The sequence below is a fragment of the Dechloromonas sp. H13 genome, from assembly GCF_009469615.1.
In the GTDB taxonomy this organism is placed as follows: domain Bacteria; phylum Pseudomonadota; class Gammaproteobacteria; order Burkholderiales; family Rhodocyclaceae; genus Azonexus.
Genome location: NZ_SSXX01000009.1, coordinates 87,110 through 99,106 on the forward strand (window position 1 = coordinate 87,110; position 11,997 = coordinate 99,106).

10 protein-coding genes and 1 tRNA gene are annotated in these 11,997 nt (G+C 66.0%); all 11 read left to right on the forward strand.

The genetic code is table 11. The features are described from left to right. The first annotated feature begins 43 nt into the window (after positions 1 to 43). The 11 genes from GH660_RS16360 (at position 44) to GH660_RS16410 (ending at position 11,965) form a co-directional block, all read left to right on the forward strand. Positions 44 to 238: a hypothetical protein gene (locus tag GH660_RS16360; RefSeq protein WP_153147833.1), complete on the forward strand. Its 195-nt coding sequence runs from the start codon at positions 44 to 46 to the stop codon at positions 236 to 238. Further along, complete coding sequence (locus GH660_RS16365; protein ID WP_228276537.1) at positions 239 to 2,950, forward strand: sensor histidine kinase; 2,712 nt, start codon at positions 239 to 241, stop codon at positions 2,948 to 2,950. Positions 2,951 to 2,967: 17 nt separating this feature from the next. Continuing rightward, positions 2,968 to 3,336 carry a response regulator transcription factor gene (locus GH660_RS16370; RefSeq protein WP_153147834.1) on the forward strand — a complete coding sequence of 123 codons (369 nt, stop codon included), beginning with the start codon at positions 2,968 to 2,970 and terminating at the stop codon, positions 3,334 to 3,336. Positions 3,337 to 3,397: 61 nt separating this feature from the next. Continuing rightward, positions 3,398 to 5,557, forward strand: coding sequence for an exonuclease domain-containing protein (locus GH660_RS16375; protein ID WP_153147835.1), 2,160 nt, complete (start codon positions 3,398 to 3,400; stop codon positions 5,555 to 5,557). Between the two features lies 1 nt (position 5,558). Beyond that, positions 5,559 to 6,620: a DUF294 nucleotidyltransferase-like domain-containing protein gene (locus GH660_RS16380; RefSeq protein ID WP_153147836.1), complete on the forward strand. Its 1,062-nt coding sequence runs from the start codon at positions 5,559 to 5,561 to the stop codon at positions 6,618 to 6,620. Positions 6,621 to 6,672: 52 nt separating this feature from the next. Further along, entirely contained in the window at positions 6,673 to 8,592 is a 1,920-nt protein-coding gene (locus GH660_RS16385; RefSeq protein ID WP_153147902.1) for a DUF294 nucleotidyltransferase-like domain-containing protein, read from the forward strand. Continuing rightward, positions 8,592 to 9,263, forward strand: coding sequence for a hypothetical protein (locus GH660_RS16390; protein WP_153147837.1), 672 nt, complete (start codon positions 8,592 to 8,594; stop codon positions 9,261 to 9,263). The genes GH660_RS16385 and GH660_RS16390 overlap by 1 nt, the downstream gene beginning before the upstream one ends. 9 nt (positions 9,264 to 9,272) lie before the next feature. Continuing rightward, positions 9,273 to 11,315: a sodium:solute symporter family protein gene (locus tag GH660_RS16395; RefSeq protein ID WP_153147838.1), complete on the forward strand. Its 2,043-nt coding sequence runs from the start codon at positions 9,273 to 9,275 to the stop codon at positions 11,313 to 11,315. After that, positions 11,315 to 11,560, forward strand: coding sequence for a DUF4212 domain-containing protein (locus GH660_RS16400; RefSeq protein ID WP_153147839.1), 246 nt, complete (start codon positions 11,315 to 11,317; stop codon positions 11,558 to 11,560). Before GH660_RS16395 ends, GH660_RS16400 begins: the two co-directional genes overlap by 1 nt. A gap of 9 nt (positions 11,561 to 11,569) precedes the next feature. After that, complete coding sequence (locus tag GH660_RS16405) at positions 11,570 to 11,839, forward strand: hypothetical protein (RefSeq protein WP_153147840.1); 270 nt, start codon at positions 11,570 to 11,572, stop codon at positions 11,837 to 11,839. A 35-nt stretch (positions 11,840 to 11,874) separates the two neighbouring features. After that, positions 11,875 to 11,965: transfer RNA gene (locus GH660_RS16410), tRNA-Ser, on the forward strand. Positions 11,966 to 11,997 lie beyond the last annotated feature (32 nt).

The window sequence follows — 11,997 nt, forward strand, 5'->3', positions numbered from 1 at the left end:
GCACGCTTGGCGTGCCGGCCGTTTTCATTTCGGGGGATGGCGCATGAAACGCGCAAATCCGTTGCGGCAGCGGCTGGCGGCGCTTGGCCTGCTGGGTGTCCCGCTGCTGACCTTCCCGCTGCTCAGCCTGCCCGGCGGGGATGTCGGCGGGGTTCCCGCGGCCTACCTCTACCTGTTCGGCGTGTGGGCGCTGATCGTCCTGGTGGCGGCGGTGGTTGCCGAACGGCGGGGGAAATAGGTGCTCACGGCAGGTTTCGTCCTGTTCCTGTCGGCGGCCTACATGGGGCTGCTGTTCGCTGTCGCGCGCTTCGGCGACGCGCGGGCGGACGCCGGCAGGTCGATCATCACGGCCAACGTCTACGCCATGTCGCTGGCGGTCTACTGCACGTCGTGGACCTTCTACGGCAGTGTCGGCCGGGCGACGTCGGGCGGCCTGTCGTTCCTGACCATCTACCTCGGTCCGACGCTGATGCTGCTGTTCGTCGGCGTCATCGTCAAGATGGTCCGCATCAGCAAGGCGCAACGGATCACTTCGATCGCCGATTTCATCGCCTCGCGCTACGGCAAGAGCCAGTTGCTGGCCGGGCTGGTCACCGTCATCGCCGTGGTCGGCGTCGTGCCCTACATCGCCCTGCAGCTGAAGGCGGTGGCGGCGAGCCTGGAAGTTCTTTTCCATACCTCGGGCGGCGGCTTCCTGCCGGGGATGATCGATTCGACCTTCATCATCGCGGCGCTGCTCGCCCTGTTCACCATCCTGTTCGGTACGCGCCATCTCGATGCCACCGAGCGCCACGAGGGCATGGTGGCGGCCATCGCCTTCGAGTCGGTGGTCAAGCTGGCGGCCTTCCTGGCGGTCGGCGTGTTCGTCACCTACGGCATGTTCGGCGGCCTGTCGGATCTTTTCCAGCGGGCGGCGGCGCTGCCCGAGGCGGCACGCCTGCTGCAGCTCGATTCGAGCCGCGCCGGGACGTGGACCGCGCTGATCATCCTTTCCGGCCTGGCCATCATCTTCCTGCCGCGCCAGTTCCAGATCATCGTCGTCGAGAACGTCGACGAGTCGCACCTCAAGCGCGCCGTCTGGCTGTTTCCGCTCTATCTCGTGCTGATCAACATCTTCGTCCTGCCGCTGGCGCTCGGCGGCCTGCTGCATTTCTCGGGGCAGGATTTCAATCCCGACACCTTCGTGCTCACCCTGCCGCTGGCACGCGGTGCCGAGTCGCTGGCGCTGCTTGTCTTCATCGGCGGCCTGTCGGCGGCGACCGGCATGGTCATCGTCGAGACCATCGCCCTGTCGACCATGGTCTGCAACGATCTCGTCATGCCCTGGCTGTTGCGCTCGCAGTGGCTGGGCGTCGGCGAGCGCAAGGATCTCTCCGGCCTCCTGCTCGGCATCCGGCGGGCCGCCATCGTGCTCATCCTGCTGCTCGGCTACATCTATTTCCGGGCAGCCGGCGAAGCCTACGCGCTGGTCGGCATCGGGCTGATCTCCTTCGCCGCCGTCGCCCAGTTCGCCCCAGCCATGTTCGGCGGCATGTACTGGAAGCAGGGGACGCGGGCCGGCGCCGTGGCCGGGCTGCTCGGCGGCTTCGCGGTGTGGCTGTACACCTTGCTGCTGCCGTCGTTCGCCAAGTCGGGCTGGATCGACCGCGGCTTCGTCGACCAGGGGCTGTGGGGCATCGAGGCGCTCAGGGCGCAGGCTCTGTTCGGCCTTTCCGGGCTCGATGAAATCTCGCACAGCCTGTGGTGGAGCCTGTTCGCCAATATCGGGCTGTACGTGCTGGTATCGCTGAATTCGCGGCCGGACGCCGTCGAGGCCGGGCAGGCCGAGCGTTTCGTCGACGTCTTCCGGCATGGTGGGCGCGATACCGAAGCCAGGCTGTGGCGCGGCAGCGCGTCGCTCGACGAACTGGTCAATCTGCTCGAACGCTTCCTCGGGCCGCCGCGGGCGCGCCAGCAGCTGGCGGCCTACGCGGTGGCGCACGGTGTCGCCGACTGGCGGGAATTGCCGGCCGACGCCGAGTTCGTCCGCTTCGCCGAGGGGCAGCTGTCGGGTGCCATCGGCTCGGCGAGCGCCCGGGTGATGGTGGCTTCGGTCGCCCAGGAGGAGGATCTCGGGCTCGAGGAAGTGCTCGACATCCTCGACGAAGCGACCCAGGTGCGCGCCTACAGCCGGGAACTGGAAACCAAGTCGCTGGAACTCGAGGCGGCGACTGCCGAACTGCGCGCAGCCAACGAGCGGCTGCGCGAACTCGACCGCATGAAGGACGACTTCATCTCGACCGTGACCCACGAGCTGCGCACACCGCTGACGTCGATTCGCGCGCTGTCGGAAATGCTGCACGACGACCCGAAAATGGAGCTCGCCGACCGCAAGCGTTTCGTCGGCATCATCGTCAGCGAGGCCGAGCGCCTGACGCGCCTGATCAACCAGATTCTCGACATGGCCAAGCTCGAATCCGGGCGTGCCGAATGGACGACCAGCGAGGTCGACATCGGCGAGGTGGCGCGCGAGACGATGGAATCGCTCGGCCAGTTGTTCCGCGAGCGCGGGGTCACGCTGGAAGGCGACATTCCGCCACAGGGGCCGGTGGTGCTGGCCGACCGCGACCGCCTGACGCAGGTCATGATCAACCTGTTGTCGAACGCGGTGAAGTTCGTTCCCGGCGAAACCGGGCTGGTCCAGGTGCGGGTGACCGCCGATGCCTACGAGGTGCGCGTCGAGGTCGCGGACAACGGCCCCGGCCTCACCGCCGAGGAATGCGTTGTCATTTTCGAGAAATTCCGCCAGGGTGGAAACACCATGACCGACAAGCCGCAGGGCACCGGGCTCGGGCTGCCGATCAGCCGGCAGATTGTCGAATACTTTGGTGGTAATCTGTGGGTTGAAAGCCGGCCGGGCGCCGGCGCAAAATTCATCTTCACCGTGCCGTTGCCGGCAACGGAAAAATAACAAGGGAGACTGGAAAGATGGCGTACAAAATCCTCATCGTGGACGACGAACCCAATATCGTCATTTCGCTCGAATTCCTGATGAAGAAGGAAGGTTTCGAGGTCGCCGTCGCCAATGACGGCGAGGAAGCGCTGGCCAAGGCCGCCAGCTTCGCGCCCGACCTGATGCTGCTCGACGTGATGATGCCCAAGAAATCGGGTTTCGAAGTCTGCGAGGCGTTGCGCGCCGATCCGCAGCGCGCCGGCCTGCAGATCGTCATGCTGACTGCCAAGGGGCGCGACACCGAGGTCGCCAAGGGACTGGCACTGGGCGCCGATGCCTATGTCACCAAACCCTTCTCGACCAAGGATCTGGTCGCGAAGGTCAAGGAAATGCTGGCCCGCTGATCCCGCTCCCCTGTTGCGGTCGACGGCCGCAAAAGCCCGAAATCCAATCCGGATGGTCGCCATGAAGGCAAAACATCGTTTCATCCTCGCCGTGGTGGTGCTGGGTCTGCTGATGACCGGCCCCTTCGTCGTCACTTCCCTGCTGGTCTGGCTCGACATGAAGGATGCCGAGCGCCAGATGCTGACCGAGCTGCTGCTTTCGCGCCTGCCGGTCGGCACGATCATGACGCTGTTCGGCTTCGTCATCGGCGTGCTGGTCCTGCACCGTCTGTTCAAGCACTACGTCGAGGGCCTGCTGCGTATGGCCGAAACCCTGCGCCTGATGCTCGGCGCCAACCGCAATTTCCGCGTGACGCCGGAAGGGCCGCCGGAAGTGCAGCAGTTGGCGCGCGCCGCCAACGATCTGGCGCAGCAGCGCGATGCGCTGATGGACGACGTCGAGACGCAGATCGCCGCCGCCAAGGCCTCGGTCGAGGAAGAGAAGAACCGCCTGGCGGCGTTGATGTCCGAACTGGCGCAGGCCGTCGTCGTCTGCAATCTCGACGGCCGGATCCTGCTCTACAACAACCGCGCCCGCCTGCAGTTCAAGGCGCTGGCCCAGGGGCCGACCTCGGTTTCCGGCGGCGCGCTGATCGGTCTCGGCCGCTCGATCTTCTCGATTCTCGAAAAGAACCAGGTGCAGCACGCCGAGGAAGTCATCCGCCAGCGCCTGGCCGGCGGCAAGGCGGCGATCGCCAATTTCATCACGACGACACGCGGCGGCCAGCTGCTGCGCGTCCAGATGGTGCCGGTCATGGCGGCCGGGGCCGAGGGCGCCGAAGCCGCGATGACCGGCTACGTGCTGACGGTCGAGAACATCACCCGCAGTATCGAGCAGGAAGCGCAGCGCGATCAGGTCCTGCACCTGATGACCGAGGGCAGCCGCTCCGCCATCGGCAACATCCGCGCCGCCGTCACCAACCTGCTCGATTACCCCGACATGGAGCCCGAGCTGCGCGAGCGTTTTCTCCGCGTCATCGAGGACGAGGTCGCCAAGCGCGGCCAGAGCATCGACCAGACGATGGCCAAGTTCTCCGATTCGCTCAAGGCGCGCTGGCCGCTGGAAGACATCCTCGGCATCGACGTCATCGCCGCCGCCCAGCGCCGCATCGAGGACAAGCTCAGGCTGCCGACCAAGACCGAGGAGCTCGACGACGCCCTGTGGGTCAAGGCCGACAGCTTCTCGCTGGTTTTCGCGCTGGTCTTTCTCGCATCCCGCCTGCAGGATCACTACGGGCCGCGCGAATTGCGCTTCCGCCTGACCTCCGAAGGCAAGCTCGCCTATCTTGACCTGATCTGGGCGGGGCCGGCGATGTCGTCGGAAACCTTCTACACCTGGGAAATGGAATCGATGCACGCCGGCGGCGAAACGACGCCGCTGACCCTGCGCGACGTCATCGACCGGCACGGCGGCGAAGTCTGGTACCAGCGCGAAAAGGCGGCGCACCGCGCCTATTTCCGCTTCGTGCTGCCGGTCGCCACGCCGGAGGTCGTGCACGACGACGAGCGCGCGCGCGGCAGCGGGCGCCCCGAGTACTACGATTTCGACCTCTTCAATTTCGCCGACAAGTCGATCGACCTCGACCGCAGGCTGAGCGATCTTACCTATACCGTGTTCGATACCGAGACCACCGGGCTGGAGCCGTCGAACGGCGATGAAATCATCCAGATCGGCGCCGCGCGCATCGTCAACAACCGGTTGCTGCGCCAGGAAATCTTCAACCAGCTGGTCGATCCCGAGTGTCCGCTGAAGCCGGAGTCGATTCCCATCCACGGCATCAGCGAAGACATGGTGCGCGGCCAGCCGAACATCGACATCGTCCTGCCGGCCTTCCACGAGTTCTGCGAGGACACCGTGCTGATCGCCCACAACGCCGCCTTCGACATGCGCTTCCTGCAGCTCAAGGAGGAACGGACCGGGGTCAGGTTCGCGCAGCCGGTGCTCGACACCCTGCTGCTTTCGGCGGTCGTCCATCCCAACCAGGAATCGCACAAGCTGGACGTCATCCTGGAGCGCCTCGGCATCCACATCGAAAGCCGCCACAACGCGCTGGAAGACGCGCTGGCGACCGCCGAAGTCTTCCTCAAGCTGGTGCCGCTGCTCGAGGAAAAGGGCATCGTCACCGTCCGCCAGGCGCTGGAAGCTTCCGAAAAAACCTATTTCGCCCGCGTGAAATACTGACGTGCCCTGGTCCCTCGAAGGCGTCCTGCCCTGCCGCCGGCAGCTGGCACTGGAAAACGATCTCAACGCGCTGAGCGCGCTGGAGGAGGCGCCGCGCCTCGCCGAGCGGCTCGACGAATTCCTCGCCGATCTTGCCGCCCGCGACCTCGGCGGCCGCCTGCTGACGCGCCTGATTTCGGCCTTCAACGACCGCCTGTCGCTGCGCGTCATCGAACTGACGGCGCGTCGCCACCGCCTGCCGGCGGTGAGCTGGTGCTGGCTGGCGCTCGGCTCGGAGGGCCGGCACGAACAGACCTTCGTCAGCGATCAGGACAACGGCCTGATCTTCAGCGCCACCGACGGCCACGAGGCCGACGCGCTGCGCGAGCTGTTCCTGCCCTTTGCACAGGACGTTAACCGGCGTCTCGCCGACTGCGGCTTCAAGCTGTGCAGCGGCGGCATCATGGCCGGCAACCCGGCGTGGTGCCTGTCGCTCGACGAGTGGCGGCAGCAGTTCGTCGAATGGGTGCGCCGCCCGGAGCCGCAGGCGCTGCTCAATGCCAGCATCTTCTTCGACCTCACGCCGCTGTACGGCGACGCCAACCTCGGCGAATCGCTGCGCAGCCTGCTCCTGGCGCTCACCGCCGAAACCCCGGCCTTCCTGCACCTGATGGCGAGCAACGCGCTGCAGGCGGCGGTGCCGCTCAATTTCCTCGGCGAGGTGGCGGGGGAGAGCGGGGCGGCCGGCGAGACGGTCGACCTGAAGAAGTTCGGCAGCCGCATCTTCGTCGACGCGGCGCGCATCTTCGCGCTGGCGGCCGGCGCGCGCGCGGTGAATAGCAGCGCCCGCCTGCACGACGCCGGCCCGGCCAACGGCCTGCTGGCGGACGAGATCGTTGCGGTCGACGCCGCTTTTTCGCACATTTTACGGCTGCGCCTGGCCCACCAGCTCGCCGCCGGTCCCGAGGCCGGCAACGCCGTTCCGCTGGCCGGGCTGCACGACGTCGACCGGGCGATCCTCAAGGAGTCGCTCAAGCAGGCCAGGCGACTGCAGCAGCGTCTCAAGTTAAACTACGGTCTTTGAAAAAAATGAGGTTGTCGTGAGCACCGAACAACAGGCCATCGGCCAGGCAGAAATGGCATTGCGGCAGCAGGGCAGCCGGCGTGTCGCGGGGAGCACCCAGGGTTTCCTGAAGCTGCACGCCCCGTTCAACAAGATGGCGGCGGAAGCGCTGCAGTTCTTCGCCGACAAGGCGAAGCTGACCTTCTATGCGGCCGGCAGCGAGATCATCGGCCCCGACGCCGGCAACGTGCGCTACTTCTACCTGATCGAGAGCGGCAAGGTGCAGGCCCGCCAGGCCGGCGAAGTCACGGTGACCGAATATTCGGTCCTCAGCCTCAACCCGGGCGAGAGCTTCCCGATCGGTGCGGTGACCGCCGGGCGGCCGTCGACCAACGTCTATACCGCCGTCGAGGACACCTTCTGCTACCAGCTGCCGGCCGAGGACTTCCTGACGCTGATGGCGACCAGCCGCGAGTTCAACCTGTTCTGCACGCAATACATCGCCAGCCTGCTCAACCAGTCGCGCCTGCAGTTGCAGCAGCAGTTTGCCCAGCGCGCCAGCGAACAGCAGACGCTCAATTCGCCGCTGGCCGGCATCGGCTCGCGCTCGCCGGTTACCGTGGCGCCGGAAACGCCGCTGCGCACCGCGCTGGAAGGCATGTCGAAGGCGCACGTCGGCTCCCTGGTGATTGCCGGCGAGGATCGCAAGCCGGTCGGCGTGTTCACCCGCTCCGACCTGCTCGACCGCGTCGTGCTCGCCGATCTGCCGCATGACGCGCCGATCAGTGCAGCGATGTCGCCGACCCCCTTCATGCTCGAAGAGCACGCCACCGCCTACGATGCGATGTTGGCGATGGCGACCAACGGCATCCGCCACGTGCTGGTGACCGATGCCGAGGGGCGCCTGACCGGCGTTGTTTCCGAGCGCGACCTGTTCGCCCTGCAGCGCGTCGGCCTGCGCCAGATCCGCCAGACCATCGAATCGGCCGAGAACGTCGAGGCGCTGCAGCAATCGGCGGCCGACGTCCGCCAGCTGTCGTTCAACATGCTGGCCCAGGGCATCGGCGCCGAGCAGCTGACGCAGTTCATCTCGGCGCTCAACGATGCGCTGACCCGCCGCGTCATCCAGCTCAACCTGAACAACCACAATTTCGACGGCATCGAATGGGCGTGGCTGGCCTTCGGCTCGGAAGGGCGCGACGAACAGACCTTCAGCACCGACCAGGACAACGGCATCGTCTTCGCCGCGCCCGAGGCGGCTGCGGTCGACGGCCTGCGGCAGCGCTTTCTCGCCTTCGCCCTCGATGTCAACAAGGATCTCGACCGTTGCGGCTTCCCGCTGTGCAAGGGCAACATCATGGCCAGCAACCCGCAGTGGTGCCTGTCGCTGGACGAATGGAAAGAGCAGTTCTCGCAGTGGATCCGCGTGCCGCAGCCCGAGGCGCTGCTCAACGCGACCATCTTCTTCGACTTCCGCGCCCTGTTCGGCAAGGCCGAGCTGGCCGACGCGATGCGCCGCCACCTACTGGTCCAGACCTCGTCCAACCCGATGTTCCTGCGTGCCATGGCGCACAATGCTCTGGATGTCGAGCCGCCGCTGGGCAAAATCCGCGACTTCCTGACCGACCTCGAACCCGACCAGCCGGGCAAGATCGACCTCAAGAAATACGGCTCGCGCATCTTCGTCGATGTCGCCCGCATCTATGCGCTGGCGACCGGCGTTCATAACACCAACTCGGTGCAGCGCCTGCGCCTGGCGTCGAAACGCCTGTCGATCCGCGACGAAGAAATCAACGCCGTCCTCGAAGGGCTGGACTTCATCCAGCTGCTGCGCCTGCGCCACCAGTACCTCGAAGGCGAGCCGGGCCGCCAGGGCGACAACCTGATCAATCCGGACAACCTGAACGAGCTCGATCGCCGCATCCTCAAGGAATCCTTCCGCCAGGCGCGCAAGATCCAGACCCGCCTCAAACTCGATTACCAGGTGCATTGATGGTTTTCGGACTGAAGAATTTCCTGCTCAAGGGCGGCACCCGCTCACCGGCCAGCCTGCCGGAAGATGTCCGGCTGGCGCTCGAGGCCTGGCGCGCCAGCACGGCGCCGGCCCTCGACGGGCCGCATTTCCATACGCGCTACGTGGTGGTCGATGTCGCCACCTCGGGTTCGCGCGCGGCGGAAGACGAATTGCTCGGCATCTCGGCGGTCGGCGTGCAGGCCGGTTCGATCCTGCCGGCCGACGCCTTCGCGCTCGACCTTGCCGCCGATGTGGCCGCCGATGCTGCGGTCGACCGCCAGCTGATGGCCTTTTTGACCTACGCCGCCAAGGCCCCGCTGGTGACCTACCACAGCCCGTTCGTCAGCGGCTTCCTGCAGCGCGCCTACAAGGAACGCCTCGGCGTCGATTTTCAGCCGCAGTGGATCGACCTGGCCTGGCTACTGCCCTCGCTGTTCCCAGAGAAGTCGATGAAGGTCGTGGCGCTTGACGACTGGCTGGAGATGTTCGGGCTCGGTAGCAGCGGGCGGCGCGACACGATGGCCAACACGCTGGTCCTCGCGCGCCTGTTCCAGATGCTGCTGGTGCGCGCCACCGGCAAGGAAATCGCCACTGCCGGCAAGCTCGTCGAGGAATCGCAGGCCGCGACCTTTCTGCGCCGCCACCACTGACATGCGGCAATGCCGGGCTCGCTGACCAGGCTGCAACGCTACTACCTGCTCTACACCGGCGGGTTCATCCTCTTCGTGGTGGCGCTCGCCATCCTCGAGGATCACGGCATGCCGCCGCGCTGGATCGGCTATTCCTTCCTGATCTTCACCATCTCGATGTACGCGGTGATCGGCATCATGAGCCGCACCTCGGATGTCTCCGAGTTCTACGTCGCCGGGCGCAGGGTGCCGGCCTTCTTCAACGGCATGGCGACCGGCGCCGACTGGATGAGCGCCGCGTCGTTCATCGGCCTGGCCGGCACGCTCTATCTTTCCGGCTACCAGGGACTGGCCTTCGTCCTCGGCTGGACCGGCGGCTTCGTCCTGGTCGCGTTGCTGCTGGCGCCGTACCTGCGGCGCTTCGGCGAATACACGATTCCTGATTTCCTGAGCGCCCGCTACGGCGGCAACGCGATCCGCATGGTCGCCGTCGGCGCGGCGATCCTGGCTTCGTTCGTCTATGTCGTGGCGCAGATCTACGGGGTCGGCGTCATCACCAGCCGCTTTGTCAGCCTGCAGTTCGAGATCGGCGTCTTCGTCGGCCTCGCCGGCATCCTCGTCTGCTCCTTCCTCGGCGGCATGCGCGCGGTGACGTGGACGCAGGTCGCGCAATACGTGATCCTGATCATCGCCTACATCACGCCGGTCGCCATCCTCTCCTGGTCGGTGACCGGAAACCCGGTGCCGCAGGTCGTCTATGGTCAGGTGCTGCAGCAGGTCCAGCAGATGGAGGGCAGGCTGTTCGACAGCCCGGCCGAGGTCGACGCCCGTCGTCTCTATCGCGAGCGGGCCGACGAGTATGCCCAGAAGATCATGCAGCTGCCGAATTCGCTGGTCCTCGAACGCGAGCAGCTGACGGCGAAGATCAACGAGCTCAAGGCCAGCGACGCGCAGATGAAGGACATCGTGGCGCTCGAAAAGCAGCGCCGGGAACTGCCGCACGATCCGGAACAGGCGCGGCTGCGCTGGGAAACGGCGATGTATGCGGCGGCCGAGCGTGCGGCGCCGCCGATTCCGCACGCGGCGGCATTTCCCGGCGACGACGCCGATGCCGCCCGGGCGCAGCGCATCAACTTCCTGGCGCTGGTCTTCTGCCTCACCGTGGGTACCGCGGCGCTGCCGCACGTGCTGATGCGCTACTACACGACGCCGAGCGTTCGCCAGGCGCGGGAATCGGTGTTCTGGTCGCTGTTGTTCATCCTGCTGCTCTACATCACGGCGCCGGCCTACGCGGTGTTCGTCAAGTACGAAGTCTTCACGCACCTGGTCGCCATCCCGATCGACAAGCTGCCGGGCTGGGTCGCCGCGTGGAGCAAGATCGGGCTGGTCAGCATCGAGGACATCAACCGCGACGGCATCCTGCAACTGGCCGAGCTTTCGCTCAACCCGGACGTGATCGTGCTGGCCACGCCGGAGATTGCCGGCATGCCCTACGTCGTCTCCGGGCTGGTCGCCGCCGGCGGCCTGGCGGCAGCGCTGTCCACCGCCGACGGGCTGTTGCTGACGATCACCAGCGCCCTGTCGCACGACGTCTACTACCGGGTCTTCCGTCCCCAGTCCTCGACCCAGTTCCGCCTCGTCATCTCCAAATCGCTGCTGCTCGTGGTGGCGGTGCTGGCCGCCACCGTCGCCGCGCAGAAGCCGGGCACCATCCTGTCGATGGTCGCCTGGGCTTTCTCGATCGCCGGTTCGGCCTTCTTTCCCGCGCTGGTGCTCGGCATCTTCTGGCGCCGGGCGACGCGCGCCGGGGCGCTGGCCGGCATGGTGGTCGGCCTGTCGATCGCGATCTACTACATCTTCCGCGTCGAGTTCGACAGCGTCGCCTGGCTCGGCGTCAGCGGCCTGCGCATGGAGCCCTGGTTCCAGGTGCAATCCACGTCGGCCGGCGTCTTCGGCGTGCTGGCCGGATTCGTCACCATCATCGTCGTCAGCCTGTTCACCAGGGCGCCGGAATCGGCGGCCGATGGCTTCGTCGATGCCATTCGCCGCTCCCGCCGCCGGCAGGATACGTGATGGCGCACGGCCTCTACTGGCGAAAGACGCGGCGCCTGACCTTCGGCCTGCTCGTCATCTGGGTCTTCGTCACCTTCGTGCTGACCTGGTATGCGCCGGAGCTCAATGCCTTCAGCCTGTTCGGATTCCCGCTCGGTTTCTACATGGCGGCCCAGGGATCGCTGGTCGTCTATCTGGTCATCATCTGGTACTACAACCGGCGGATGCGACGACTCGATGAGGAATTCGGCATCGATGACGAGTAGGGCGCGCGCGTGCTGGCGTTCCTGATCGGCGCCCTGCGCGCCGTCGTCGAGATGGTTGGCTTGTGCCTGATCGGGCAGGGTGCGCTCTACCTGCTGGCCGGCGAGCGGCGCCGGCAGAACGTCATTTACCGGTTTTTCGACCTGGTGACCGGTCCACCGCGACGCGTGGCCGCCAGGCTTCTGCCCAGGCACAGTTCGCAAAGTGCCGCCGGCCTGCTCGCGTTTTTCCTCCTTTTCGCCCTCTGGATCGGGCTGGCGTGGCTGAGAAAGTTCCTTTGACGAACGGCGCCCCTCTGCTACAATGCGCGCCTCCCGGAGAGGTGGATGAGTGGTTTAAGTCGCACGCCTGGAAAGCGTGTATAGGTTAATAGCCTATCGGGGGTTCGAATCCCCCCCTCTCCGCCAGGAAAAACACAGCAAAGCGCCTTTTGGGCGCT

What these genes read in the sequence shown, in the direction of transcription:
- GH660_RS16360 (WP_153147833.1), top strand. Translation starts at nt 44, where the DNA reads ATGAAACGCGCAAATCCGTTGCGGCAGCGGCTGGCGGCGCTTGGCCTG.
- GH660_RS16370 (WP_153147834.1), top strand. Translation starts at nt 2,968, where the DNA reads ATGGCGTACAAAATCCTCATCGTGGACGACGAACCCAATATCGTCATT.
- GH660_RS16375 (WP_153147835.1), top strand. Translation starts at nt 3,398, where the DNA reads ATGAAGGCAAAACATCGTTTCATCCTCGCCGTGGTGGTGCTGGGTCTG.
- GH660_RS16385 (WP_153147902.1), top strand. Translation starts at nt 6,673, where the DNA reads ATGGCATTGCGGCAGCAGGGCAGCCGGCGTGTCGCGGGGAGCACCCAG.
- GH660_RS16390 (WP_153147837.1), top strand. Translation starts at nt 8,592, where the DNA reads ATGGTTTTCGGACTGAAGAATTTCCTGCTCAAGGGCGGCACCCGCTCA.
- GH660_RS16395 (WP_153147838.1), top strand. Translation starts at nt 9,273, where the DNA reads ATGCCGGGCTCGCTGACCAGGCTGCAACGCTACTACCTGCTCTACACC.
- GH660_RS16400 (WP_153147839.1), top strand. Translation starts at nt 11,315, where the DNA reads ATGGCGCACGGCCTCTACTGGCGAAAGACGCGGCGCCTGACCTTCGGC.